The following is a 22,224-nucleotide window of genomic DNA, read 5'->3' as shown; positions in this document are numbered from 1 at the left end:
AAGAACAATGGCTATTCGCAAGTACAAGCCCACGACCCCCGGTCGCCGCGGCTCGTCGGTGGCCGACTTCGCCGAGATCACCCGATCGACGCCCGAGAAGTCGCTGCTGCGCCCGCTGTCGAAGACCGGTGGCCGCAACAACCAGGGCCGCATCACGACCCGTCACATCGGTGGCGGACACAAGCGTCAGTACCGTCTGATCGACTTCCGTCGTAACGACAAGGACGGCATCGACGCCAAGGTCGCCCACATCGAGTACGACCCCAACCGCACCGCGCGCATCGCGCTGCTGCACTACGCAGATGGCGAGAAGCGTTACATCCTCGCTCCCGCGAAGCTGTCGCAGGGCGACGTGGTCGAGTCGGGTGCCGGCGCTGACATCAAGCCCGGCAACAACCTGCCGCTGCGCAACATCCCCACCGGTACCGTGATCCACGCGATCGAGCTGCGTCCCGGAGGAGGTGCGAAGATGGCCCGTTCGGCCGGCGCCTCCGTGCGTCTGGTCGCGAAGGACGGCCCTTACGCACAGCTGCGTCTGCCCTCGGGCGAGATCCGCAACGTCGACGTGCGCTGCCGCGCCACGATCGGCGAGGTCGGCAACGCCGAGCAGTCGAACATCAACTGGGGCAAGGCCGGCCGCATGCGCTGGAAGGGCGTCCGCCCGACCGTGCGTGGTGTCGCCATGAACCCGGTCGACCACCCGCACGGTGGTGGTGAGGGTAAGACCTCCGGTGGTCGCCACCCTGTGTCGCCGTGGGGCAAGGCCGAAGGCCGCACCCGCCACGCGAACAAGGAGAGCGACAAGCTCATCGTCCGCCGTCGCACCGCCGGCAAGAAGCGCAAGTAGGAGTAGAGGAAGATGCCTCGCAGCCTTAAGAAGGGCCCCTTCGTCGACGAGCACCTGCTTCGCAAGGTCGTCTCGCAGAACGAAGCCGGTTCGAAGAACGTCATCAAGACCTGGTCGCGCCGTTCGATGATCATCCCCGCCATGCTGGGACACACCATCGCCGTGCACGACGGACGCAAGCACATCCCCGTGTTCGTGACCGAGACCATGGTCGGCCACAAGCTGGGCGAGTTCTCGCCCACCCGCACCTTCCGCGGCCACGTGAAGGACGACAAGAAGGGCCGTCGCCGCTAAGGCGACCGAGGAGGAGAGAGAAATGGTGGAGTCCATCGCACGTGTGCGACACATCCGCGTGACCCCTCAGAAGGCTCGTCGCGTCGTCGCCCTCATCAAGGGCAAGCAGGCCGAAGAGGCCCTCGCGATCCTGAAGTTCGCGCCCCAGGGCGCGAGCGAGCCGATCTACAAGCTCGTCGCCTCGGCCATCGCGAACGCTCGCGTCACGGCCGACAAGACGAACGAGTACCTGGACGACGCAGACCTGTACGTGAAGAACGCGTACGTCGACGAGGGCACGACGCTCAAGCGTTTCCAGCCCCGCGCTCAGGGTCGTGCCTTCCAGATCAAGAAGCGCACGAGCCACATCACGGTCGTGCTCGCGACGCCCGAGACCGCTGAGGCGGCTCCGGCGCGCGCCAACAAGAAGGCGAGCAAGTAATGGGACAGAAAGTCAACCCGTACGGCTTCCGCCTCGGCATCACGACTGACCACGTGTCGCGGTGGTTCTCGGACTCGACGAAGGCCGGTCAGCGCTACGCAGACTACCTCGCCGAGGACATCAAGATCCGTCGCCTGCTGACCACGTCGCTCGACCGCGCCGGCGTCAGTAACATCGAGATCGAGCGCACGCGTGACCGCGTCCGCGTCGACATTCACACCGCCCGTCCGGGCATCGTGATCGGTCGCCGCGGCGCCGAGGCCGAGCGCATCCGTGCCGACCTCGAGAAGCTCACCGGTAAGCAGATCCAGCTGAACATCCTCGAGGTCAAGAACCCCGAGGCCGACGCTCAGCTGGTGGCTCAGGGTGTCGCCGAGCAGCTCACGGCTCGCGTGGCTTTCCGCCGCGCCATGCGCAAGGGTCTCCAGGGCGCGCAGCGTGCCGGCGCAAAGGGTGTTCGCATCCAGGTGTCGGGCCGCCTCGGCGGCGCCGAGATGAGCCGCTCCGAGTTCTACCGCGAAGGCCGTGTGCCCCTGCACACCCTGCGCGCGAACATCGACTACGGCTTCTACGAGGCCAAGACCACCTTCGGCCGCATCGGCGTGAAGGTCTGGATCTACAAGGGCGACCTCACCAACAAGGAGCTCGCCCGCGAGCAGGCCAACGCGCCCAAGTCGCGCGGTCGTGACGACCGCGGTGGCGACCGTCGTCGTGGCCCTCGCAACGAGGCCCCCGTGGCAGAAGGAGCGTCGGCGTAATGCTCATCCCCCGCAAGGTCAAGTACCGCAAGCAGCACCACCCCGGACGCTCGGGCCAGGCCACCGGTGGCACCCAGGTGTCGTTCGGTGAGTTCGGGATCCAGGCGCTGACCCCCGCGTACGTGACGAACCGTCAGATCGAGTCCGCTCGTATCGCCATGACGCGTCACATCAAGCGCGGCGGAAAGGTGTGGATCAACATCTACCCCGACCGCCCCCTCACCAAGAAGCCCGCTGAAACCCGCATGGGTTCCGGTAAGGGTTCGCCGGAGTGGTGGGTCGCCAACGTCAAGCCGGGCCGCGTCCTCTTCGAGGTCGCGGGAGTCGACGAGCAGCTTGCTCGTGAGGCCCTGACCCGAGCAATTCACAAGCTGCCCCTGAAGGCACGCATCATCAAGCGCGAGGAGGGCGACGCGTAATGGCGATCGGCACCAAGCAGCTCGCCCCGAGCGAGCTCGACACGTTCGAAGACCAGCGCCTCGTCGAGGAGCTGCGTAAGGCCAAGGAAGAGCTGTTCAACCTGCGCTTCCAGTCGGCCACCGGCCAGCTCGACAGCCACGGACGCATCCGTGCAGTCAAGCGCGACATCGCGCGTCTGTACACGGTGATCCGTGAGCGCGAGCTCGGCATCCGCGCCACCCCGGCCCCGGTCGAGGCGACCAAGGCGAAGAAGAGCAAGGCGAAGAAGGCGGACTCCGCTGACGACGCCGCGAAGGAAGAGGCGGAGTAATGGCTACCGCGAAGAAGGCCGAGGCGCAGGTCGTCGGTCACGAGCACTCCGAGAACGACGTTCGCGACGAGAACGCCCGCGGTTACCGCAAGGCGCGTCGTGGATACGTCGTCAGCGACAAGATGGACAAGACCATCGTCGTCGAGGTCGAGGACCGTGTGAAGCACCCGCTCTACGGCAAGGTCATCCGCCGCACGTCGAAGGTCAAGGCTCACGACGAGTCCAACTCGGCGGGCATCGGCGACCTCGTCGTCATCAACGAGACCCGTCCGCTCAGCGCCACCAAGCGCTGGCGCCTGGTCGAGATCCTCGAGAAGGCCAAGTAAGCCTCGCGGCTTACTTGGAACCCAAGGAGTAAACAGTGATTCAGAACGAATCCCGGCTGAAGGTCGCCGACAACACCGGCGCCAAGGAGCTGCTCACCATCCGCGTGCTCGGTGGCTCCAACCGCCGTTACGCCGGCCTGGGCGACGTCATCGTCGCCACGGTCAAGGACGCGATCCCGGGTGGAAACGTCAAGAAGGGCGACGTGGTCAAGGCCGTCGTCGTCCGTGTCGTCAAGCAGACCCGCCGTCCCGACGGCTCGTACATCAAGTTCGACGAGAACGCCGCCGTGATCCTGAAGAACGACGGGGAGCCCCGCGGCACCCGCATCTTCGGACCGGTCGGTCGTGAGCTTCGCGACAAGAAGTTCATGAAGATCGTCTCGCTCGCCCCGGAGGTCATCTGATCATGGCGAAAATCAAAAAGGGCGACCTGGTTCAGGTCATCTCGGGTGCCAAGCCCGAGCGTGGCGGCGACCGCGGGAAGCAGGGTAAGGTCCTCGAGGTCCTGACCGAGCAGAACCGCGTCATCGTCGAGGGCGTGAACTACGTCACCAAGCACAACCGCGTGGGCCAGTCTCAGCGCGGCACCAAGACCGGTGGCATCGAGACCTTCGAGGCCCCGATCCACATCTCCAACGTCGCGCTCGTCGACCCCTCGACCAAGAAGCCGACCCGCGTCGGTCACCGCGTCGAGGAGCAGGTGAAGGACGGCGTCAAGCGCACCGTCCGCGTGCGCTTCGCGAAGAAGTCAGGCAAGGACCTCTGAACATGAGCACCTCGACTGCCGCGGTGGCTGGCAAGATCCAGCCCCGCCTCAAGCAGAAGTACAACGCCGAGATCAAGAAGGCGCTGCAGGACGAATTCGGCTACGCGAACGTCATGCAGATCCCCGGTCTGGTCAAGGTGGTCGTGAACACCGGTGTCGGCGAGGCTGCTCGCGACAGCAAGGTGATCGATGGCGCGGTCGAAGACCTCACCAAGATCACCGGTCAGAAGCCCATCGTCACGAAGGCCCGCAAGTCCATCGCGCAGTTCAAGCTGCGTGAGGGCCAGGCCATCGGCGCGCACGTCACCCTCCGCGGTGACCGTGCGTGGGAGTTCGTGGACCGCCTGGTCAACCTCGCCCTGCCCCGCATCCGCGACTTCCGCGGTTTGTCGGCCAAGCAGTTCGACGGCAACGGCAACTACACCTTCGGTCTCCAGGAGCAGTCCGTGTTCCACGAGATCGACCAGGACCGCATCGACCGCGTGCGTGGTTTCGACATCACGATCGTCACCACCGCGAAGACCGACGACGAGGGCCGTTCGCTGCTGCGTCAGCTCGGGTTCCCGTTCCAGTCGGCCGACGCGCAAGCCTGACACCCAGGGCCCCCGGGGTTTCCGGGGGCCCTTCATCGAAGGTCGACTGTCGCGTAACGGCAGCCGAAACCTCATGATCGAAAGAAGCAACACATGACGATGACAGACCCGGTCGCAGACATGCTGACCCGTCTGCGCAACGCGAACTCGGCGCACCACGACTCCGTGTCGATGCCGAGCTCGAAGCTCAAGACGAACATCGCCGCCATCCTCAAGCAGGAGGGTTACATCGCCGACTGGAACGTCGAAGACGCTCGCGTCGGCCAGACCCTCAACATGACGCTGAAGTACGGCCCGAACCGCGAGCGGTCGATCGCCGGCATCAAGCGCGTGTCGAAGCCCGGCCTCCGCGTGTACGCGAAGTCGACCGAGGTCCCCACGGTCCTCGGTGGCCTCGGCGTCGCCATCCTGTCCACCTCCTCCGGTCTCCTCACCGACCGTCAGGCCGAGCAGAAGGGCGTCGGCGGGGAAGTCCTCGCCTACGTGTGGTGATTTGACATGTCGCGTATTGGACGTCTTCCCATCGACATCCCCGCCGGCGTCACCGTTTCGGTGAACGGCCGGGAGGTCTCCGTCAAGGGCCCCAAGGGCGAGCTCGCGCTCACCGTGGCACAGCCCCTCGAGGTCGCGGTCGAAGAGAACCAGGTTCTCGTCACCCGGCCCGACGACGAGCGCGAGTCGCGGTCGCTCCACGGCCTGACCCGCACGCTCATCAACAACAACATCATCGGTGTCACCCAGGGCTACACCAAGGGCCTCGAGGTCGTCGGCACGGGTTACCGCGTGGCGCAGAAGGGGAGCTCGGTCGAGTTCGCCCTCGGCTTCTCGCACCCCGTCCTCATCGACCCGCCCGCCGGGATCACCCTCACGGTCGAAGGCAACAACAAGCTCACCGTGAGCGGCATCGACAAGCAGGCCGTCGGCGAGGCCGCAGCCAACATCCGCAAGATCCGTAAGCCCGAGCCCTACAAGGGCAAGGGTGTGCGGTACGCGGGCGAGGTCGTGCGCCGCAAGGCCGGAAAGAGTGGTAAGTAGCCATGGCTGTCAAGACAAAGTCCGTCGCTCGCTCGCGTCGTCACCTGCGTCTTCGCAAGAAGATCGTCGGCACCGAGCTGCGCCCCCGTCTCGTGGTGACGCGTTCCGCCCGCCACGTGTTCGTCCAGGTCGTGGACGACAGCAAGGGCCACACCGTGGCCTCCGCCTCCACCCTCGAGACCGACCTGCGCGGCTTCGACGGTGACAAGACCGCCAAGGCCCGCAAGGTCGGCGAGATCGTCGCCGAGCGTGCGAAGGCCGCTGGCGTGTCCGACGTCGTGTTCGACCGCGGCGGTAACCGTTACGCCGGTCGCGTCGCCGCGATCGCCGACGGAGCTCGCGAAGGAGGGCTGAACCTGTGAGTGACAACAAGGAGACCGAAGTGACCGAGCAGACTGCACCGGCTGAGGGTGCGGCTGCGGCTCAGGCCCCCGCCGAGCGTGAGCGTGAGCCGCGTCGCGGTGGTCGCGAGCGCAACACCAACCAGCGCGACCGTGGTTCGCGCGACCGCAACGAGAGCCAGTTCCTCGAGCGCGTCGTGACGATCAACCGCGTGTCGAAGGTGGTCAAGGGTGGCCGTCGCTTCAGCTTCACGGCGCTCGTCGTCGTGGGCGATGGCAACGGCGTCGTGGGCGTCGGTTACGGCAAGGCCCGCGAAGTCCCCCTCGCGATCTCCAAGGGTGTCGAAGAGGCCAAGCGCAACTTCTTCCGCGTCCCCCGCTCGGGCTCGACCATTCCCCACCCCGTCCAGGGTGAGGCCGCTGCCGGTGTGGTGCTCCTGCGCCCCGCCGCCGCCGGTACCGGTGTCATCGCCGGCGGTCCCGTCCGCGCCGTCCTCGAGTGCGCAGGCATCCACGATGTCCTCTCGAAGTCGCTCGGTTCGTCGAACACGATCAACATCGTGCACGCGACCGTCGAGGCGCTGAAGTCGCTCGAGGAGCCCCGCGCCGTGGCCGCCCGCCGTGGCCTGGAGTTCGACCAGGTCGCCCCGGCCCGCCTCGTGCGCGCTGAGGCGGCTGCTCAGAAGGTAGGTGCCTGATGGCCGAGCGTCTGAAGGTCACGCAGATCAAGTCCAAGGTGAGCGAGAAGCAGAACCAGCGTGACACGCTGCGCTCGCTCGGTCTCAAGCGGATCGGCGACTCGGTCGTCCGTCCGGACGACGCGCAGACGCGCGGTTACGTCAAGACCGTCGCCCACCTCGTCAAGGTTGAGGAGATCGACTAATGGCTGCCAAGAAGGACGAGACCGCCACGGTCGACGCCCCGAAGAAGGCATCGGCCCGTAAGACGGCCGAGAAGAACGAAGCCCCCGCGGCGCGCCCCGGTGTGCTCAAGGTCCACCACCTGCGTCCCGTCCCGGGCGCTCGCACCGCGAAGACCCGTGTGGGTCGCGGTGAGGGCTCGAAGGGTAAGACGGCCGGTCGCGGTACCAAGGGAACCAAGGCCCGTTACCAGGTCCGTGTCGGCTTCGAGGGTGGGCAGATGCCGCTGCACATGCGCACCCCGAAGCTCCGCGGCTTCAAGAACCCGTTCCGCGTCGAGTACCAGGTCGTGAACCTGGACAAGCTCGGCGAGCTCTACCCGCAGGGTGGCGACGTGACCGTCGCCGACCTGGTGGCCAAGGGCGCCGTCCGCAAGAACGAGAAGGTCAAGGTGCTCGGCACCGGCGACATCTCGGTCGCGCTGACCGTCTCGGTCGACAAGGTCTCCGGCTCGGCTGAGCAGAAGATCGTCGCCGCCGGCGGCTCCGTCAACTGACGCCCGACCCTGGAGGGGCCGGCGGCCTTACGGCCGTCGGCCCCTTCTGGGTTAGTCTGATTTGGTGTGCGCCCTGTCGCATGCCGAGATCGTTCTGGAGGATTCTCCCTTGTTCAGCGCCATCGCGCGGGTTTTCCGCACGCCCGACCTGAGGCGGAAGATCGCCTTCACGCTGGGCATCATCGCCATCTACCGGCTGGGTGCCCACGTGCCGACGCCCTTCGTCGACTTCCCGAACGTTCAGCAGTGCCTGAACCAATCGGGCGGTACCGAGGGCCTGCTGTCCCTGGTCAACCTGTTCTCCGGTGGCGCTCTGCTGCAGCTATCGATCTTCGCCCTCGGTGTCATGCCGTACATCACGGCGACCATCATCGTGCAGCTGCTGCGCGTCGTGATCCCGCACTTCGAGACCCTTTACAAAGAGGGTCAAGCGGGCCAGGCGAAGCTCACGCAGTACACCCGCTACCTGACCATCGCGCTCGCGCTCCTCCAGTCGACGACTCTCGTCACGGTCGCTCGCTCGGGTCAGCTCTTCGGCTCGGCTGGCGTGCCCGAGTGCCAGCAGCTCCTCACGAACGACATCTGGTGGGCGCAGCTGCTCATGATCATCACCATGACCGCCGGTACCGGCCTGGTCATGTGGTTCGCCGAGCTCGTCACCGAGCGCGGTGTCGGCAACGGCATGTCGATCCTCATCTTCACCTCGATCGCCGCGACCTTCCCCGGCGCCATGATCTCGATCCTCAACGCCCGCGGCGTCGAGGTCTTCCTCCTGGTGCTCGCCGTGAGCATCGTGATCGTCGCCCTCGTCGTCTTCGTCGAGCAGTCCCAACGACGTATCCCCGTGCAGTACGCCAAGCGGATGGTCGGTCGTCGTACTTACGGCGGCACCAACACGTACATCCCGATCAAGGTCAACATGGCCGGCGTCGTGCCCGTCATCTTCGCCTCGTCGCTGCTGTACATTCCCGCGCTCATCGCGCAGTTCAACCAGCCGCAGGCCGGTCAAGAGCCGGCGCCGTGGGTCACGTGGATCTCGCAGTACCTGACGCGCGGCGACCACCCGCTGTACATGCTCGTCTACTTCCTGCTCATCATCGGGTTCGCCTACTTCTACGTCGCGATCACCTTCAACCCGGTCGACGTCGCAGACAACATGAAGAAGTACGGCGGGTTCATCCCGGGCATCCGTGCTGGTCGTCCCACCGCCGAGTACCTCGACTACGTGCTCACGCGCATCACATTGCCGGGCTCGATCTACCTCGGCCTGATCGCGCTTCTTCCGCTGGTGGCGCTGGCCACCGTGGGCGCGAACCAGAACTTCCCGTTCGGCGGAGCCTCGATCCTCATCATCGTCGGTGTCGGTCTCGAGACGGTGAAGCAGATCGACGCGCAGCTTCAGCAGCGCCATTACGAAGGGCTGCTGCGATGACCGCTCGGCTTCTGATCGTCGGGCCGCAGGGATCCGGCAAGGGAACGCAGGGCGTCCGCGTCGGCGAAGCTCTCGGCATCCCGGTGGTCTCCACGGGAGACGTGTTCCGTGCCAACGTGAAAGACGGTACGGAGCTCGGTCTCCAGGTGACGTCGATCATCGACGCAGGAGACCTCGTCCCCGATGAGCTCACCAGTGCGGTCGTCCGCGACCGTCTCGGGCAGGCGGATGCCGCTGAGGGCTTCCTGCTCGACGGGTACCCGCGGAACCTCGCGCAGGTGCTGCATCTCGACGAGTTCCTCGAGGGGCGCGAGGAGTCGCTCGACGCGGTGATCGCCCTCGTCGTCCCGCGCGAGGAATCGCTCTCACGCCTCACGGCGCGCGCCGCGGAGCAGGGGCGCGCGGACGACACCGAAGAGGCCATCGCCACGCGCTTGGGCATCTACGAGCGGGAGACGGCTCCGATCCTCGACGTGTACGGCACCCGCGGCATTGTCGACGAGATCGATGGCGTCGGCAGCCTCGACGAGGTCACGGCCCGAATCTTCGCGGCTCTCGAAGCGCGCGGTATCACCGCGACCCCGGCCTCCTGACGTGGGTCTGCGTTCCTCGATCTACAAGAAGCCCGCACAATTGCGGTCGATGATCGAACCCGGGTTGATCACCGCGGACGCCTTGGATGCCGTGCGCGCGCTGATCGCGCCGGGGGTGACGACGCTCGAGCTCGATGCGGCGGCTTCGGCGCTCATCACGGCGCGCGGAGCGGTATCGAATTTCCAGATGGTCCGCGGGTACCGCCACACGGTCTGCGCGTCGGTGAACGAGCAGGTGGTTCATGGCATCCCGAATGATCGCCCTCTGCAGGCGGGGGACATCCTGTCGATCGATGCGGGAGCAGAGTTCCGCGGATGGAACGGCGATTCCGCCTTCACGGTGATCGTCCCCGGCGATGCTCCCGAGGAGCTCGTCGCTCCTCGCCGTCGCCTGTCGGAGGTGACCGAGGGCTCGCTCTGGGCCGGTATCGCGGCGCTCAGTCGAGCGAGCCACCTCTCCGAGGTCGGAGCCGCCATCGAGCAGTACATCGACGACAACGCACCCGTGGGTGGCTACGGCATCCTGCGCGACTACGTGGGCCACGGTATCGGCCGCAAGATGCACGAGTCGCCGAGCATCTTCAATTACGCCGTGGCCGATCGCGGCCCCGAGGTGCGCCCCGGCCTGGCCGTCGCGATCGAGCCGATGGTCGTCATCGGCGATCAGGAGACATTCACCGAAGACGACGGGTGGACCGTCTCGACGGTGGACGGCTCAGCCGGCTCCCACTGGGAACATAGTGTCGCCGTGCATGATGGGGGCATCTGGGTCCTCACCGCGCACGACGGCGGTGCCGAGAAACTGGCGCCGTTCGGTGTGGTGCCGAAGGAGATCGATTGATGATGATGGCCGCTGCGCGGAAGACCACCAACTGGTTCGCGATCGGGGTGACCGCCGCCGCCCTGGTGGTGGTCCTCATCGTCGGGGGAGTGGTGTGGTTCGCCAACAGCCAGGCCACCTCGCCGGGTACGCTGCCGCAGGCCTCCGCCGTCAACACCGAGACCGGCGCGATCTCCGTCGGCACGGGACAGAAGACGGTGGACACCTACATCGACTTCATGTGCCCTATTTGCAATCAGTTCGAGCAGAGTTACGGCCCCACTCTCGATCAGCTCGCCGAGAGCGGCGAGATCACCCTCAACGTGCACCCCATCGCGATCCTGGACTCCAGGTCCCAGGGAACGCAGTACTCCACGCGGTCCGCGAACGCTGCTTACTGCGTCGCGGTCGACAATTCCGCGAACATCCCGGCATTCGTGAAGGCCCTGTACGCCCAGCAGCCGACCGAGAACACCGCGGGCCTCGACAATGAGACCCTCGCGAAGATCGCCACCGCTTCGGGGGCCTCGAGTGGCGTCGCCTCCTGCATCACGGACGGGACCTATGCGAAGTTCGTGACGGCCATGACCGAGAAGACCCCGCTGCAGCCCGGGTCGAGTCGCCCCGCCACGCCCACGATCGTCGTCGACGGGAAGACGCTGAACAACCAGCAGGATCTCACCGGCGACCCCCAGAAGGACATCGTCCAGCGTCTGGGATAGGTGCGTTCGTGGCGTTGTGCTCGCCACCTCGCGCCAATAGGGTCCGATTATGATCCGAAAAAAACTCTCAGCGGTGGCGGTTGCGACAGCGGTTCTGGCCGCGGGCCTGGTCGGATTCGGAGCGAGCCCCGCGTTCGCGGCCGGCGGGTGCTCCTCCTTGACCCGTGACAATCAGAACATCACGGGTTCGTGCCATGGGTCGGTGGAGATCTCCTGGACCTGCTCGAGCGACCTCTTCAACACCTTGAACAAGAAGGTCATGAACACCGGTGCGGGCCTCTCTTTCACGTTCAAGGCCTGTAACCAGGGTGTGCCCAGAGGTATCGGCATCAGGTCGCTCTGAGCTCCCCTCATCATCTTCAGCGGCCGCCCGCGCATGCGGGCGGCCGCTGAACTTCGCCGGCCACGCGCGCGTTTGACGCGGTCGTCCCCGACGGCCGAGGCGACGCGGTGCGAGTTGTAGAACACTCGGCTACCACGTATGCTTGATCTTTGGTGCGTTGCGCCTTCATTGGCGTGTCGACGTATCGAATCCCCATCCACCGCAGACCGGCCGGTCTGCAACTGAGCGTGAGCGAGTTTATGGCGAAGAAAGACGGTGTCATCGAGATCGAGGGCACGGTGTCCGAAGCACTGCCCAACGCGATGTTCCGTGTCGAGCTGACGAACGGGCACAAGGTGCTCGCGACCATCTCGGGCAAGATGCGGCAGAACTACATCCGCATCATCCCGGAGGACCGCGTCGTCGTCGAACTGAGCCCGTACGACCTCACTCGCGGTCGTATCGTCTACCGCTACCGCTGAGTCCGGCCGAGAAGTAACGACCGCAACCGCGAGTCGAAGACAGCGAAATCAGGAACATCATGAAGGTCAATCCCTCCGTCAAGCCCATCTGCGACCACTGCAAGGTGATCCGTCGCCACGGGCGCGTGATGGTGATCTGCAAGAGCAACCCGCGCCACAAGCAGCGCCAGGGCTGAGCTTCGAGCTCGACACCTTTCCAACTGAATACACAACGGCAGGATCAGATCCCACTCGCTCGTGCGAACGGGGGACACCTCGGGTCGGAGGCCCGAGCACCGATCCTGCTCCACACCTCCAGCACACTCTGAGGAGAGCCGCATGGCACGTCTTGCCGGCGTCGACATCCCGCGCGATAAGCGCGTGGTGATCGCACTTACTTACATCTACGGCGTGGGTCGCACCCGCTCCGTCGAGATCCTGAACGCAACGGACATCAGCCAGGACATCCGCGTCAAGGACCTCACCGACGACCAGCTGGTTGCTCTGCGCGACCACATCGAAGGCACCTACAAGGTGGAGGGTGACCTCCGTCGCGAGGTCGCCGCCGACATCCGCCGCAAGGTCGAGATCGGTTCCTACGAGGGCCTGCGCCACCGCCGCGGCCTCCCCGTGCGCGGACAGCGTACGAAGACGAACGCGCGTACCCGCAAGGGTCCCAAGCGCACGGTCGCCGGCAAGAAGAAGGCGCGCTAGGCCTCCGCCGGCGCAGGATTCAGGAGAACCGCACATGGCACAGGCCAAGTCTGCCGCGCGCAAGCCGCGCCGCAAGGAGAAGAAGAACATCGCCGTGGGTCAGGCCCACATCAAGTCGACGTTCAACAACACGATCGTTTCGATCACCGACCCCTCGGGCGCCGTCATCAGCTGGGCCTCGTCCGGCGGTGTCGGATTCAAGGGTTCGCGCAAGTCGACGCCCTACGCCGCAGGCATGGCCGCGGAGTCGGCCGCTCGCCAGGCGCAGGAGCACGGCGTCAAGAAGGTCGACGTCTTCGTGAAGGGTCCGGGTTCGGGTCGTGAGACCGCGATCCGCTCGCTGACCGCGGCCGGCCTCGAGGTCGGCTCGATCCAGGACGTGACGCCCCAGGCCCACAACGGCTGCCGTCCGCCCAAGCGTCGCCGCGTCTGACGCGTTCCGTTCCCGGGGAGTGCTCGCCACTCCCCGGGAACGCCGCGCTCACGCGCGACCTCAGACTTCCGGATGCCGTGACGCCCTCCCGACGCCATCGTCGGGTCCCGTGGCATCCCGCGAGTACAACTCAATACCTCACCCCATTACACGTGTCATATAGCGGGCACGTGATCGAAAGGAACACATAGTGCTCATCGCACAGCGTCCCACTCTGACCGAGGAGAAGATCGGGGAGTTCCGCAGCCGTTTCGTCATCGAGCCGCTGGAGCCCGGTTTCGGTTACACGATCGGCAACGCGCTGCGTCGCAGCCTCCTGTCGTCGATCCCCGGCGCGGCCGTCACGAGCATCCGCATCGACGGCGTCCTCCACGAGTTCAGCACGATCCCGGGCGTGAAGGAAGACGTCACCGAGATCATCTTGAACATCAAGCAGCTGGTCGTCTCGAGCGAGCGCGACGAGCCCATCACGGCGTATCTGCGCAAGACCGGCGCCGGTGAGGTCACCGCCGCCGACATCTCCGCTCCGGCGGGTGTCGAGGTGCACAACCCCGAGCTGGTCATCGCCACGCTGAACGACACGGCGAAGTTCGAGCTCGAGCTCACCATCGAGCGTGGCCGCGGCTACGTCTCGGCGACCCAGAACCGCAACGAGTACGCCGAGGCCGGTCAGATCCCGATCGACTCGATCTACTCGCCCGTGCTCAAGGTCAGCTACCGCGTCGACGCCACCCGTGCCGGTGAGCGCACCGACTTCGACAAGCTCGTCCTCGACGTCGAGTCGAAGGCCTCGATCGCCCCGCGCGACGCCGTGGCCTCGGCTGGTCGCACCCTCGTCGAGCTCTTCGGCCTGGCCCGTGAGCTGAACGTCGAGGCCGAGGGCATCGAGATCGGCCCCGCGCCGGTCGAGACCGTCCTCTCCAACGAGCTGTCGATGCCGATCGAGGATCTCGATCTGTCGGTCCGCTCGTACAACTGCCTCAAGCGCGAGGGCATCAACACCGTTTCGGAGCTGGTCGCCCTTTCCGAGACGCAGCTGATGAACATCCGCAACTTCGGTCAGAAGTCGGTCGACGAGGTGCGCGACAAGCTCACCTCCCTCGGCCTGTCGCTCAAGGACTCGGTGCCCGGTTTCGACGGCGCCCAGTTCTACAGCGGCTACGACGAAGAAACCGTCTGACCCTGTCGGACCCGACCGAACCTCTCCTGGAGTAATACGACATGCCCAAGCCCACGAAGGGTCCCCGCCTCGGAGGCGGCCCGGCCCACGAGCGTCTGCTTCTCGCGAACCTCGCGGCAGCTCTCTACACGCACAAGTCCATCAAGACGACCGAGACCAAGGCCAAGCGCCTGCGTCCGCTCGCCGAACGCCTCATCACCTTCGCCAAGCGTGGCGACCTCCACGCGCGTCGTCGCGTGCTGAGCGTCATCGGCGACAAAGAGGTCGTTCACACCCTCTTCACCGAGATCGCGCCGCTGGTGGCCGAGCGTGACGGCGGCTACACCCGCATCACGAAGGTCGGCAACCGCAAGGGCGACAACGCCCCCATGGCCGTGATCGAGCTCGTTCTCGAGCCCGTCACGAAGAAGGCGTCCCACAAGGCTGCTGCGGCTCCCGCCGCCGCTGCTGCGCCGGCCGCCGACGAGCCCGTCGCGGATGAGCCCGCTGCCGAGGAGACCTCCACGGACGAGGCCGCCGACGCCGGAGCCGAGTCGCCCGAGGAAGGCGCCGCCGCTGAGGCCGCTGCCGACGACGCCGTCCAGGACGACGCCAAGGCCTGAGTCTCCTGACTCGCACGAAGCCCCCACCCGGTTCGGGTGGGGGCTTCGTCGTCCTCCGCGGGGGACGCTCGCTCGTAGGCTTGACCTCGTGCGCATCCGACTCGACATCGCCTACGACGGCTCGCAGTTCCGCGGATGGGCCCGACAACCCGGGCTACGCACCGTGCAGGGTGAGCTGGAGAACGCTCTCGCACGCATCATCGGCGGCGATCCACGACTCGTGGTGGCCGGGCGAACCGACGCGGGAGTGCACGCGTCGGGTCAGGTCGCGCACCTCGACCTCGACCCAGACCAGGTCGCCCGTTTGCCGCGGCGTCGTCGGGACAACGATGAAGCCGACGCCATCGCAGCCCTCGCCGGTCGCGTCCGCGGGGTCCTCGGAGCATACGCCGACGTGACGGTTTCGCGGACCTCGCGCGCTCCCGCGGGCTTCGACGCGAGGTTCTCGGCCGTCTGGCGGCGGTACAGCTACCGCCTCGCCGATGCCACGACCGCGTACGACCCCCTCGACAGGAAGCGGACGACGTCCGTTCGAAGCATCCTCGACGTGGAAGCGATGGATGCCGCGGCCTCCCGCCTCATCGGGCTCCACGACTTCGCCGCCTACTGCAAGGCCCGCGAAGAGGCGACCACGATCCGCACGCTGCTCGAGTACGACTGGCGTCGGGACGACACCGGAGTCCTGATCGCGAACGTCCGAGCCGATGCGTTCTGCCACAGCATGGTGCGCGCTCTCGTCGGGGCCTGCGTCGCGGTGGGGGAAGGCCGCATCGGGATCGACGACGTGGTCGCGATTCGCGAGGCACGCATGCGGATCCCCGAGACGAAGGTCCTGGCCGCACGCGGGTTGGTCCTCGCGGAGGTGGGCTACCCGGCGGACGGTCTGCTCGCGGCTCGTGCGGAGCAGACGCGCAACCGCAGGGATGCCGAGGACCCGGCATCCTGATCTCTTCTCCCGCCCTCCGTACAACCCTCAGTGAGCCTCGTGCGAGCGCCCGTATGCTGTCAACGCCATGAAGGTCATCTCGTACAACCTCAACAAACACCGGGCGGCCGGCGAGCTCGTCGATCTCGTCGAGAAGCACGAGGCTGACGTGCTCTGTCTGCAGGAATGCGACAGCACGGACATCCCCGAGCGCATCGGCGGTCTTCGGCTGGCGGAGGCCACGCAGCGCAACCGTTTGGGGCTGGCTCTTTACTACCGCGAGAACACCTTCCGCGCGGAGGACGTCCGAGCGATCGGCCTGAAGAAGTCGTTGCACGACCGCGTGCTGAAGCCCGCTGAAGAGCGCATGCTCGGCGTACGACTGCGTGATATCGACAACGGGCGCGATGTCATCGTCGCGTCCTTTCACGCGGCACCGCTGACGGCGCTCAACTCTCTGCGTCGCCATCAGATCCGTACGGCGCTGTCGGAGCTGCAGAACCTCGGGCCGGGTCTGCCAGCGCTCATGGTGGGCGACTACAACTACCCGGTCTTCAAAGAGAATCTCGGACAGAAGGTCCGCGACCAGGGATACGAGCTGACGCTCAGCGATACCCGCACGTACACGCGTTATCGGTTCTTCCGGGGACACTACGATTTCGCGACATCGATCGGGTTCGACATCGCGCACATCAAGACGTTGCCCCAGGGGCTCAGCGACCACCTGCCCATCCTCATCACCGCTGAGGTGACACAGGGGCACGGGTCCAGCCTCGTCTGAAGGCTGAGCGGTGCCTCGTGGCGCGGCGCGAACCTCGATCCCGACCGCGGCGGCAGCTCCGAGCACGCCGTTGAACGACGTTTCCGCGCGCGCAGCGGGTGCGGCGGAACGCGTCGTACGGGCGGGGGCGGCAGATCACGCGGCCACCTCAGGGGTGCAGACCCGCCGCCCGCGTCTTCCCGCCACCTACACTGGGTGAAACGATCCGAGGGAGGATTCATGGCGCTCGCAGAGCATCGCGGCAGGGTGGTCATCGGCGTTGCCATGGCTGTTTCGGCCCTTCTCGGTCTCACCGGCTGCGGAGCGCCGCCGTGGGCCCAGGGCGGCGCTCAAGCCCCCGAGTCGCCCTCGCCGTCGGCCACAGCGACCGCGGCTCCACAGCCCGTTCGCAACGATCTGTCGAGCGGCTCCACGCAGCGCTCGCTGACGGCCGGCTCCGTGGCCGCCACGGTGAACTACTGGTCTACCCTCGCTATGGATCGCTGGACGGCCACGGCCCTCAAGCCCGTGAACCTGTCGATGGAGACGACGGTGACGCCCAACGACGGACAGAAGGTGTACCTGCAGCGGGCCACGATGACAGCGGTCCCGGGAAACGCCTCGCAGTCTTTCTCCGCGCTCACTCCGCAGAGCGATCAGACAGACGCGCCCGGCTATCTCGTGCTCTCGCCGTACAGCTACTCGCAGACCTTCAACGTCGGTGAGGTGCCCGCTGAGGCGACTTTCGTCACGCTCCAGTTCACCTACGAGTTCCTCGTCCAGACCACCCCGACATCCACCGAGTTCGCGAAGCAGACCGCGAGCGACACACTCACCGTCGCGATCGCGGGCGGGGGAGAGGCCGGTTGATCAGGCGCGGACGCGCTCCCAGCAATCGCCGCCTCGTCGGGTGGCCTCACAGGCCGCGGCATCCGCGTCGACGATGAGAGCGTTCAAGTCGTAATCGGCCGCTTTCGCCGGCACCCATCCGATGCTCGCCGAGAGTTGGATATCGATGTAGGCCGACACATCGAGCTCGGTGATCTGTCGGAGAAGGGTGCGCACGAGCTCGCGCAGCACCGAGTCGGGGCGTGAGACGACGACGACCACTCGTCCTCGGATCTCGCGACCCAGGTCAGCTTCGGCCGGAAAAGTATCGGCGACGAGCGATTCGAACTGCCCCACGAGACGGAGCCAGCCGCTTTCCCCGGCGGCGCTGCGCAGCTGGGCGGGATCGTCGAGCCGGACCGTCAGGACGGCCCACGACTCCTCCTGTGCGCGTCGGGCTCGAGCCAGGCGGTCCGTCGCGGTGACGACGAAGTGGGGCCAGCTCGATGCCGCGCGACGTCCGCTGGGTGACACCGAGGTGAAGTACAGCAGGGACACGGTCGCGCAGACGAGGAAGACCAGCATGCCGAGCCCGTTGAGCACACGGGGAAGCGCGAGGTCGCCCAGTGCGGTCGGGGCGGCGAGTCCGGAGACGAGAGTGCCGACCCCGAGCGCGACGAAGATGGCACAGACGACCGTGAGAGGCAGCGCCAGCCTTTCGAGGCGGTCGGCCGCGCGGCGGAGCTCCCAGACCGTGAGCCCGGCGAACACGGAGGAGGCGACGAAAGCCAGGCGGAAGACGAGCCCGTATGCGCTCGTATCGGTGACGAGAACGAAGATCAGGGCGGTGGCCAGCGCCTGGATCGCGCTCACCCAGGGGAGGGCGCGCACGCCGCGGCGGGCACGGAAGCCCGACCAGATCAGAGCGGGTGCGCCGAGCATCAGACCGAGACCCGCACGGCGGACCGACTCCTCGTTCAGCATCGCACCGGTCACCGATACCCAGGTGCTCGTCATTGCCAGCACGAACGCGAGGGACCACAGGAGGGCCGATCGCGAGGGGCGGTGCAGGAAACCCAGTCCGATGATCATGACCGTGCCGAGGGTGGCGATCGTAGCCTGAGCCAGCCCCAGATTCGAGAGGACGTCGGACGGCATCACGACGCTCCGGCGTCGACGCGGGCGGGAAGGATGACCGTCACGGTGGTGCCGGTGCCCAACTCGCTCTCGAGGTAGAGAGAACCCCCCTGATCCTCGATGATGCTGCGGATGATGCCCATACCGAGGCCGGTGCCCGGGGTGGGGCTCTCACGGACGGACTGTGCGCGGAAGTAGGGGTCGAAGACGCGCTCGAGGTCGTCGGGATGGATGCCGATGCCGGTGTCGGCGAAGTGGAGGATGACATCGTCCGGGGAGACGTCGCCGGAGATGCGGATCGTGCCTCCCGCGGGTGTGTACTTGATCGCGTTGCTCAAGATGTTGTCGAACGCCTGCCGTAGCCGGAATGCGTCCCCGACCACCTCGGCGGTGTCGGGCAGGTCGTCCACCACGCTCACCCTGCGCGCCGCCGCGGCGGGACGGAACGACGCCAGCGACGAGGCGATGATGCGGCTGGCGTCGGCGGCGACGGGGGAGGAGGTCTCGCGGAACACCCCCCTCGAGGTCGCGAGGATCTCGGAGATGAGCTTCTGCATACGCTCGCCGGCGCCGGCGATCACCTCGAGCTGCTCGCGTACCTTCGGCGGCAGGTTCGGGTCGTCGAGTGCGAGATCGGCATGGCCGATGATCGCGGTCAGCGGGTTCCGCAGCTCGTGAGACACGGTCGCCGCGAGGCGCTCGCGTGCGCGTTCGGACTCGATCAGCGCCGTGATGTCGTGAACGATGAGCAGCGTGCTCTCGGGCTCGTCGGAGGAGATGAGCCGGCGCGTCGACGCGGAAAGGGCGTGCCACTCGCCATGGGGATCGAAGAGCCAGACGCGCTCGTCGTCGAATTGCTCCCCCCGCGATGCCCGCGCGAAGGGGCGCTCGGCCTCGGGGAGCGGTTCGCCGCGCAACGTCGCGTACTCGACCGCCGCGCCCGGACGCTGCGGCTCGTCGCGTTCGACCCCGTACAACGCGACGTACGTGTCGTTCAGCGCCAGCACTTCGCCGTCCACGGAGAGACGTGCGATGCCGGTGTCGAGCCCATTCAGCATCTGCGATACGCGGCGTTCCTGGCCGGACACGCGCTGGAGGGTCCCCTGGAGCCGGCTCGCTTGGCGACGCAGCAGCTGCTTGAAGGCCCGTGTCTGTCGCGCCGAGAGGAAGGAGGTGATGGCGATGAACGTCAGAGAGAGCAGAACGACGATCAGCCGGAGGGCGGTCACCGGCCCGGAGGCGTTCACCGTGGCATCCACCACGATGATCACGCCCACCGTGCTGAGCGCAGAGATGAGGTAGACGAGCGTGAAGTGCGTCGCGATCCAGATGATGGGGAAGACCCAGAAGAAGCTGAAGCGCAGATCGGTGCCGTAGCTCAGGAGCCCGATGCCGACGATGTCGCCGAACGGGATGACGGCGACCGCTGAACGGGGGATCTTCTGCCAGGGTACGACCATCGCCAGCGCCGTCAGCGCGATGATGACACCCACGCCGGAGGAGAAAGGCCACAGGGAGAAAAGCGCGGGCTCGAGGGCCTGGACGAGCAGGACCGTGATGACCACGCTCGCCCCGAGAACGAGTTGCAGCAGCCACACCGACCGGGTGCGACTGCCCGGATTGGTCGCGTCGTCGTCGGGGATGCCCCCCGGAGGAACCGCCGGAGGGACGCTCCTCATGGATGCCATTCTCCGAGTGTATAGAGAGTGGTGTAGTCTGCTGCGCGCCATCCTGTCTCTGCTCGCCGCGCGTGGTCTCCGATCGCGTCGCCCGGTCAGACTCCCCCTGAGGCCTGCATCCTGCAGCGTGATGGTCGATCATCGACCTCTTGCGCCTTCCGCGCCTTTCCTCAGGAGACACCTGTGAGCAAGCTCTCTCGCCGCCGTGCGCGCGCCGCAGCCGCGACCCTCGCCCTCGCCATCGTCGCGCCGGCCGTGCTCTCGGGATGCAGCCAGATCACCGATGTGCTCGGCGCGTTCCCCGGACAAGCGGGGAGCAATCAGTCCGTCGTCGTGGCGACGCCGGCGCCGCAGGCCTCGGCGGGGACGAAACCCTTCGACTCGCAGTTCACCTACGACGGATCGGTCCGACTGACGTCGCAGGTCGCCGACGGGCTCGAGCTGCGGCTCGACGTCTGGGCGGTCGATCCGAAGCGCACGATGGAGTGGACCGCGACCAACGAGAAGCAACTCGGCTTCGCTGTCAACATCGTCGACGACCGTGTCGACGAGAAGGCCGTTCTCGCCCAGAAGCGTCGCGTCTACGTCTCGTCGATCTCCATCACCTCCCAGACCGCGCAGACCAGCGGACAGGTGTCGAGCCCGTTCCAGTTCAGCGCCGATCCGCGGACGCTGGTTCCTTCGGACACCCTGCGCTCCGACCGAGGGCTCCTGCTGAACAGCTTCCAGGGCGGACTCCTCGTTCCGACCACGTCGATCCGGCAGCTGCCGGCGGACACCTACGGCATCACGCTGGAGTTCGCACTGAACGTCGCCGTCGAGGGCACGGCGAACACCGACACGTCGTTCAGCCAGCAGACGGTGTACCAGTACCTCCCTATCGCGATCTTCGCCGACGAGGGCCAGTCCACGAGCGGTCAGAGCACGGGGACATCGAGCACGACCGGCCGCGCTCCGGGCTGGGGTCAGACAACGAACCAGGGCTGAACCGCTCCCGGCGGACTCAGTCGTTCCGCGGCTGGCCCAGACGGTGCCGCGACCGCCGGCTCTCCATGAGCCAGGAGAGGTCGTCGACGTCGCGAAGAAGATGGTGCTCGAAAGAAAGGTCGGGCACGTCGTCGTAGTCGATCGAGGGCATGCGCCGGGCGAACGCGCGTCGGAGCGATTCCTCGACGTCCGTCGCGTCGGTCGTCACGGGAGCGACGGCGAAGACCGTGTCTCGGGCCGGCATCCCCGTGACGACATCGGTGAGGGCATCCGAGGCGGCGTCGGCCACGGTGCGCAGCATCGTGTCGGCGCGCTCGCCGCTGTGCGCGGCGCGGATCAGGTCGAGCTCGGGCACCCGCACGAGCGTCGCGCGGACGATCGAGTGCTCGGCGAGCAGGCGGGACGTCTCGCGGCGTAGGGCGCCCCGGTCGTGCGCTCGCGTGCCGGGCGCCGGGTCGTCGTCGAGCTGGCGTCCGATCCACACCGCGCTGACCGAGACCAGAGTGATCGCCACAGCGCTGACCGCGGCCGTCGCCTCGGCGGAGACCGGACCCTGCCGAAGAAGCGGCGCCAGGCCGAACGCGGCGACGACGGCGAGACGAGCGAGGTTGTAGACGGCGTAAAGACTCAGGGTCCAGGAGAGCAGACGCGCCCCGCCCAGCTGCCCTACGGGAGGGCGTGCGCACTCCAGCGCGCACAGTGCCGAGAACATCACCAGACCGGCCGTCTTCAGCAGGGTCGCATCATCGAGGGGCACGAGGAAGGTGAGGCCGAACAGGAGGATTCCGCCGGCCCCCGTGCTGATGGCGCCGATCGCGCGCCGACCGTTGAGCCGCCGCACCCCCGCCCAGAGAAGGCCGACGGCCATGATGTTGGTGGCGTTCCCCGCGGCTGCCGCGGCCACGGAATCCCAGGCGGTCTCCATGACGTTCATCGCTCCGCAGAGCAGGGCGGCAATGGCGGACAAGCCGAAGTAGCGGACCATGTCGGCGCGCGCTCCACCGCGATCGTCTTCCGGGCGGCCGTGCGCCAAGAACAGCATGGTGAGGGCTACGCCCGCGGCGGCGATGGATGCCAGCAGGGCGAGGACGATCACGGACGG

The 22,224-nt window shown here is 66.8% G+C and carries 34 protein-coding genes; 31 read left to right on the top strand and 3 right to left on the bottom strand.

Annotated elements, in window-relative coordinates; all coding sequences use genetic code 11:
* Nucleotides 1–7: 7 nt before the first annotated feature.
* The 30 genes from rplB to DEU35_RS04000 all read left to right on the top strand — a co-directional run bounded on the left by rplB (nucleotide 8) and on the right by DEU35_RS04000 (nucleotide 17,361).
* Nucleotides 8–847 (top strand): 50S ribosomal protein L2, encoded by an 840-nt coding sequence (rplB, locus tag DEU35_RS04145; protein WP_013584012.1) that lies wholly within the window; start codon nucleotides 8–10, stop codon nucleotides 845–847.
* Between the two features lie 12 nt (nucleotides 848–859).
* Nucleotides 860–1,141, top strand: coding sequence for a 30S ribosomal protein S19 (rpsS, locus tag DEU35_RS04140; RefSeq protein WP_013584011.1), 282 nt, complete (start codon nucleotides 860–862; stop codon nucleotides 1,139–1,141).
* 22 nt (nucleotides 1,142–1,163) lie between these two features.
* Nucleotides 1,164–1,562 carry a 50S ribosomal protein L22 gene (gene rplV / locus DEU35_RS04135; RefSeq protein WP_013584010.1) on the top strand — a complete coding sequence of 133 codons (399 nt, stop codon included), beginning with the start codon at nucleotides 1,164–1,166 and terminating at the stop codon, nucleotides 1,560–1,562.
* Entirely contained in the window at nucleotides 1,562–2,320 is a 759-nt protein-coding gene (gene rpsC / locus DEU35_RS04130; protein WP_013584009.1) for a 30S ribosomal protein S3, read from the top strand. Before rplV ends, rpsC begins: the two co-directional genes overlap by 1 nt.
* A complete protein-coding gene (rplP, locus tag DEU35_RS04125; protein ID WP_056226254.1) occupies nucleotides 2,320–2,739 on the top strand; it encodes a 50S ribosomal protein L16 in 420 nt (139 codons plus the stop codon). The genes rpsC and rplP overlap by 1 nt, the downstream gene beginning before the upstream one ends.
* Entirely contained in the window at nucleotides 2,739–3,050 is a 312-nt protein-coding gene (gene rpmC / locus DEU35_RS04120; RefSeq protein ID WP_103206782.1) for a 50S ribosomal protein L29, read from the top strand. Before rplP ends, rpmC begins: the two co-directional genes overlap by 1 nt.
* Nucleotides 3,050–3,376 (top strand): 30S ribosomal protein S17, encoded by a 327-nt coding sequence (rpsQ, locus tag DEU35_RS04115; RefSeq protein WP_103206781.1) that lies wholly within the window; start codon nucleotides 3,050–3,052, stop codon nucleotides 3,374–3,376. The genes rpmC and rpsQ overlap by 1 nt, the downstream gene beginning before the upstream one ends.
* A gap of 35 nt (nucleotides 3,377–3,411) precedes the next feature.
* Complete coding sequence (gene rplN / locus DEU35_RS04110; protein ID WP_013584005.1) at nucleotides 3,412–3,780, top strand: 50S ribosomal protein L14; 369 nt, start codon at nucleotides 3,412–3,414, stop codon at nucleotides 3,778–3,780.
* A gap of 2 nt (nucleotides 3,781–3,782) precedes the next feature.
* Nucleotides 3,783–4,142, top strand: a complete 360-nt coding sequence (rplX, locus tag DEU35_RS04105) for a 50S ribosomal protein L24 (RefSeq protein ID WP_094736303.1) — start codon at nucleotides 3,783–3,785, stop codon at nucleotides 4,140–4,142.
* Nucleotides 4,143–4,144: 2 nt separating this feature from the next.
* Nucleotides 4,145–4,735 carry a 50S ribosomal protein L5 gene (gene rplE / locus DEU35_RS04100; RefSeq protein WP_103206780.1) on the top strand — a complete coding sequence of 197 codons (591 nt, stop codon included), beginning with the start codon at nucleotides 4,145–4,147 and terminating at the stop codon, nucleotides 4,733–4,735.
* Nucleotides 4,736–4,828: 93 nt separating this feature from the next.
* Nucleotides 4,829–5,227: a 30S ribosomal protein S8 gene (gene rpsH / locus DEU35_RS04095; protein ID WP_094736305.1), complete on the top strand. Its 399-nt coding sequence runs from the start codon at nucleotides 4,829–4,831 to the stop codon at nucleotides 5,225–5,227.
* Between the two features lie 6 nt (nucleotides 5,228–5,233).
* Nucleotides 5,234–5,770: a 50S ribosomal protein L6 gene (gene rplF, locus DEU35_RS04090; protein ID WP_103206779.1), complete on the top strand. Its 537-nt coding sequence runs from the start codon at nucleotides 5,234–5,236 to the stop codon at nucleotides 5,768–5,770.
* 2 nt (nucleotides 5,771–5,772) lie between these two features.
* Nucleotides 5,773–6,132 (top strand): 50S ribosomal protein L18, encoded by a 360-nt coding sequence (gene rplR, locus DEU35_RS04085; protein ID WP_103206778.1) that lies wholly within the window; start codon nucleotides 5,773–5,775, stop codon nucleotides 6,130–6,132.
* Entirely contained in the window at nucleotides 6,129–6,809 is a 681-nt protein-coding gene (rpsE, locus tag DEU35_RS04080; RefSeq protein WP_056226274.1) for a 30S ribosomal protein S5, read from the top strand. Before rplR ends, rpsE begins: the two co-directional genes overlap by 4 nt.
* Entirely contained in the window at nucleotides 6,809–6,994 is a 186-nt protein-coding gene (rpmD, locus tag DEU35_RS04075) for a 50S ribosomal protein L30 (protein WP_013583998.1), read from the top strand. The genes rpsE and rpmD overlap by 1 nt, the downstream gene beginning before the upstream one ends.
* Nucleotides 6,994–7,527 carry a 50S ribosomal protein L15 gene (gene rplO / locus DEU35_RS04070; RefSeq protein ID WP_103206777.1) on the top strand — a complete coding sequence of 178 codons (534 nt, stop codon included), beginning with the start codon at nucleotides 6,994–6,996 and terminating at the stop codon, nucleotides 7,525–7,527. The genes rpmD and rplO overlap by 1 nt, the downstream gene beginning before the upstream one ends.
* A gap of 109 nt (nucleotides 7,528–7,636) precedes the next feature.
* A complete protein-coding gene (gene secY, locus DEU35_RS04065) occupies nucleotides 7,637–8,959 on the top strand; it encodes a preprotein translocase subunit SecY (protein WP_056226277.1) in 1,323 nt (440 codons plus the stop codon).
* Complete coding sequence (locus DEU35_RS04060) at nucleotides 8,956–9,552, top strand: adenylate kinase (RefSeq protein WP_103206776.1); 597 nt, start codon at nucleotides 8,956–8,958, stop codon at nucleotides 9,550–9,552. Before secY ends, DEU35_RS04060 begins: the two co-directional genes overlap by 4 nt.
* A 1-nt stretch (nucleotide 9,553) precedes the next feature.
* Nucleotides 9,554–10,393 carry a type I methionyl aminopeptidase gene (map, locus tag DEU35_RS04055; RefSeq protein WP_116238679.1) on the top strand — a complete coding sequence of 280 codons (840 nt, stop codon included), beginning with the start codon at nucleotides 9,554–9,556 and terminating at the stop codon, nucleotides 10,391–10,393.
* A complete protein-coding gene (locus DEU35_RS04050; RefSeq protein ID WP_174799612.1) occupies nucleotides 10,393–11,094 on the top strand; it encodes a thioredoxin domain-containing protein in 702 nt (233 codons plus the stop codon). The genes map and DEU35_RS04050 overlap by 1 nt, the downstream gene beginning before the upstream one ends.
* 49 nt (nucleotides 11,095–11,143) lie before the next feature.
* Entirely contained in the window at nucleotides 11,144–11,437 is a 294-nt protein-coding gene (locus DEU35_RS16800; protein ID WP_141375035.1) for a hypothetical protein, read from the top strand.
* Between the two features lie 239 nt (nucleotides 11,438–11,676).
* Nucleotides 11,677–11,898: a translation initiation factor IF-1 gene (gene infA, locus DEU35_RS04040; protein ID WP_013583992.1), complete on the top strand. Its 222-nt coding sequence runs from the start codon at nucleotides 11,677–11,679 to the stop codon at nucleotides 11,896–11,898.
* A 59-nt stretch (nucleotides 11,899–11,957) separates the two neighbouring features.
* Nucleotides 11,958–12,074 carry a 50S ribosomal protein L36 gene (gene rpmJ / locus DEU35_RS04035; RefSeq protein WP_005050492.1) on the top strand — a complete coding sequence of 39 codons (117 nt, stop codon included), beginning with the start codon at nucleotides 11,958–11,960 and terminating at the stop codon, nucleotides 12,072–12,074.
* Between the two features lie 142 nt (nucleotides 12,075–12,216).
* Complete coding sequence (gene rpsM / locus DEU35_RS04030) at nucleotides 12,217–12,591, top strand: 30S ribosomal protein S13 (RefSeq protein ID WP_056226287.1); 375 nt, start codon at nucleotides 12,217–12,219, stop codon at nucleotides 12,589–12,591.
* Nucleotides 12,592–12,625: 34 nt separating this feature from the next.
* Nucleotides 12,626–13,024 carry a 30S ribosomal protein S11 gene (rpsK, locus tag DEU35_RS04025; RefSeq protein WP_013583990.1) on the top strand — a complete coding sequence of 133 codons (399 nt, stop codon included), beginning with the start codon at nucleotides 12,626–12,628 and terminating at the stop codon, nucleotides 13,022–13,024.
* 190 nt (nucleotides 13,025–13,214) lie between these two features.
* Nucleotides 13,215–14,204 (top strand): DNA-directed RNA polymerase subunit alpha, encoded by a 990-nt coding sequence (locus tag DEU35_RS04020; RefSeq protein WP_056226291.1) that lies wholly within the window; start codon nucleotides 13,215–13,217, stop codon nucleotides 14,202–14,204.
* 41 nt (nucleotides 14,205–14,245) lie between these two features.
* Nucleotides 14,246–14,806, top strand: coding sequence for a 50S ribosomal protein L17 (gene rplQ / locus DEU35_RS04015; RefSeq protein WP_116238677.1), 561 nt, complete (start codon nucleotides 14,246–14,248; stop codon nucleotides 14,804–14,806).
* Nucleotides 14,807–14,894: 88 nt separating this feature from the next.
* Nucleotides 14,895–15,752 carry a tRNA pseudouridine(38-40) synthase TruA gene (gene truA / locus DEU35_RS04010; protein ID WP_103206772.1) on the top strand — a complete coding sequence of 286 codons (858 nt, stop codon included), beginning with the start codon at nucleotides 14,895–14,897 and terminating at the stop codon, nucleotides 15,750–15,752.
* A gap of 67 nt (nucleotides 15,753–15,819) precedes the next feature.
* Nucleotides 15,820–16,512 (top strand): endonuclease/exonuclease/phosphatase family protein, encoded by a 693-nt coding sequence (locus DEU35_RS04005; RefSeq protein WP_103206771.1) that lies wholly within the window; start codon nucleotides 15,820–15,822, stop codon nucleotides 16,510–16,512.
* A gap of 219 nt (nucleotides 16,513–16,731) precedes the next feature.
* Nucleotides 16,732–17,361 carry a hypothetical protein gene (locus DEU35_RS04000; protein ID WP_103206770.1) on the top strand — a complete coding sequence of 210 codons (630 nt, stop codon included), beginning with the start codon at nucleotides 16,732–16,734 and terminating at the stop codon, nucleotides 17,359–17,361.
* Here DEU35_RS04000 and DEU35_RS03995 read toward each other — a convergent pair whose 3' ends face one another.
* Both DEU35_RS03995 and DEU35_RS03990 read right to left on the bottom strand, forming a co-directional pair.
* Nucleotides 17,362–18,477, bottom strand: a complete 1,116-nt coding sequence (locus tag DEU35_RS03995; RefSeq protein WP_103206769.1) for a hypothetical protein — start codon at nucleotides 18,475–18,477, stop codon at nucleotides 17,362–17,364.
* A complete protein-coding gene (locus DEU35_RS03990) occupies nucleotides 18,477–20,144 on the bottom strand; it encodes a cell wall metabolism sensor histidine kinase WalK (RefSeq protein WP_258027866.1) in 1,668 nt (555 codons plus the stop codon). Before DEU35_RS03990 ends, DEU35_RS03995 begins: the two co-directional genes overlap by 1 nt.
* Before the next feature lie 174 nt (nucleotides 20,145–20,318).
* Here DEU35_RS03990 and DEU35_RS03985 point away from each other — a divergent pair, with 174 nt between their 5' ends.
* Nucleotides 20,319–21,122, top strand: coding sequence for a fructose 1,6-bisphosphatase (locus DEU35_RS03985; RefSeq protein ID WP_103206767.1), 804 nt, complete (start codon nucleotides 20,319–20,321; stop codon nucleotides 21,120–21,122).
* 16 nt (nucleotides 21,123–21,138) lie between these two features.
* Here the strand turns inward: DEU35_RS03985 and DEU35_RS03980 are convergent, their stop codons facing one another.
* A complete protein-coding gene (locus tag DEU35_RS03980) occupies nucleotides 21,139–22,218 on the bottom strand; it encodes a hypothetical protein (RefSeq protein ID WP_103206766.1) in 1,080 nt (359 codons plus the stop codon).
* Between the last annotated feature and the right edge of the window lie 6 nt (nucleotides 22,219–22,224).

Origin of the sequence: Microbacterium sp. AG157, from assembly GCF_003385695.1 — a bacterium.
GTDB classification, from domain to species: Bacteria; Actinomycetota; Actinomycetes; order Actinomycetales; family Microbacteriaceae; genus Microbacterium; species Microbacterium testaceum.
This window is presented reverse-complemented; position numbering and strand designations above follow the sequence as displayed.

What these genes read in the sequence shown, in the direction of transcription:
- rplB (WP_013584012.1), top strand. Translation starts at nt 8, where the DNA reads ATGGCTATTCGCAAGTACAAGCCCACGACCCCCGGTCGCCGCGGCTCG.
- rpsS (WP_013584011.1), top strand. Translation starts at nt 860, where the DNA reads ATGCCTCGCAGCCTTAAGAAGGGCCCCTTCGTCGACGAGCACCTGCTT.
- rplV (WP_013584010.1), top strand. Translation starts at nt 1,164, where the DNA reads ATGGTGGAGTCCATCGCACGTGTGCGACACATCCGCGTGACCCCTCAG.
- rpsC (WP_013584009.1), top strand. Translation starts at nt 1,562, where the DNA reads ATGGGACAGAAAGTCAACCCGTACGGCTTCCGCCTCGGCATCACGACT.
- rplP (WP_056226254.1), top strand. Translation starts at nt 2,320, where the DNA reads ATGCTCATCCCCCGCAAGGTCAAGTACCGCAAGCAGCACCACCCCGGA.
- rpmC (WP_103206782.1), top strand. Translation starts at nt 2,739, where the DNA reads ATGGCGATCGGCACCAAGCAGCTCGCCCCGAGCGAGCTCGACACGTTC.
- rpsQ (WP_103206781.1), top strand. Translation starts at nt 3,050, where the DNA reads ATGGCTACCGCGAAGAAGGCCGAGGCGCAGGTCGTCGGTCACGAGCAC.
- rplX (WP_094736303.1), top strand. Translation starts at nt 3,783, where the DNA reads ATGGCGAAAATCAAAAAGGGCGACCTGGTTCAGGTCATCTCGGGTGCC.
- rplE (WP_103206780.1), top strand. Translation starts at nt 4,145, where the DNA reads ATGAGCACCTCGACTGCCGCGGTGGCTGGCAAGATCCAGCCCCGCCTC.
- rpsH (WP_094736305.1), top strand. Translation starts at nt 4,829, where the DNA reads ATGACGATGACAGACCCGGTCGCAGACATGCTGACCCGTCTGCGCAAC.
- rplF (WP_103206779.1), top strand. Translation starts at nt 5,234, where the DNA reads ATGTCGCGTATTGGACGTCTTCCCATCGACATCCCCGCCGGCGTCACC.
- rplR (WP_103206778.1), top strand. Translation starts at nt 5,773, where the DNA reads ATGGCTGTCAAGACAAAGTCCGTCGCTCGCTCGCGTCGTCACCTGCGT.
- rpmD (WP_013583998.1), top strand. Translation starts at nt 6,809, where the DNA reads ATGGCCGAGCGTCTGAAGGTCACGCAGATCAAGTCCAAGGTGAGCGAG.
- rplO (WP_103206777.1), top strand. Translation starts at nt 6,994, where the DNA reads ATGGCTGCCAAGAAGGACGAGACCGCCACGGTCGACGCCCCGAAGAAG.
- DEU35_RS04060 (WP_103206776.1), top strand. Translation starts at nt 8,956, where the DNA reads ATGACCGCTCGGCTTCTGATCGTCGGGCCGCAGGGATCCGGCAAGGGA.
- DEU35_RS04050 (WP_174799612.1), top strand. Translation starts at nt 10,393, where the DNA reads ATGATGATGGCCGCTGCGCGGAAGACCACCAACTGGTTCGCGATCGGG.
- DEU35_RS16800 (WP_141375035.1), top strand. Translation starts at nt 11,144, where the DNA reads ATGATCCGAAAAAAACTCTCAGCGGTGGCGGTTGCGACAGCGGTTCTG.
- infA (WP_013583992.1), top strand. Translation starts at nt 11,677, where the DNA reads ATGGCGAAGAAAGACGGTGTCATCGAGATCGAGGGCACGGTGTCCGAA.
- rpmJ (WP_005050492.1), top strand. Translation starts at nt 11,958, where the DNA reads ATGAAGGTCAATCCCTCCGTCAAGCCCATCTGCGACCACTGCAAGGTG.
- rpsM (WP_056226287.1), top strand. Translation starts at nt 12,217, where the DNA reads ATGGCACGTCTTGCCGGCGTCGACATCCCGCGCGATAAGCGCGTGGTG.
- rpsK (WP_013583990.1), top strand. Translation starts at nt 12,626, where the DNA reads ATGGCACAGGCCAAGTCTGCCGCGCGCAAGCCGCGCCGCAAGGAGAAG.
- rplQ (WP_116238677.1), top strand. Translation starts at nt 14,246, where the DNA reads ATGCCCAAGCCCACGAAGGGTCCCCGCCTCGGAGGCGGCCCGGCCCAC.
- DEU35_RS04005 (WP_103206771.1), top strand. Translation starts at nt 15,820, where the DNA reads ATGAAGGTCATCTCGTACAACCTCAACAAACACCGGGCGGCCGGCGAG.
- DEU35_RS04000 (WP_103206770.1), top strand. Translation starts at nt 16,732, where the DNA reads ATGGCGCTCGCAGAGCATCGCGGCAGGGTGGTCATCGGCGTTGCCATG.
- DEU35_RS03995 (WP_103206769.1), bottom strand. Translation starts at nt 18,477, where the DNA reads ATGCCGTCCGACGTCCTCTCGAATCTGGGGCTGGCTCAGGCTACGATC.
- DEU35_RS03990 (WP_258027866.1), bottom strand. Translation starts at nt 20,144, where the DNA reads ATGGCATCCATGAGGAGCGTCCCTCCGGCGGTTCCTCCGGGGGGCATC.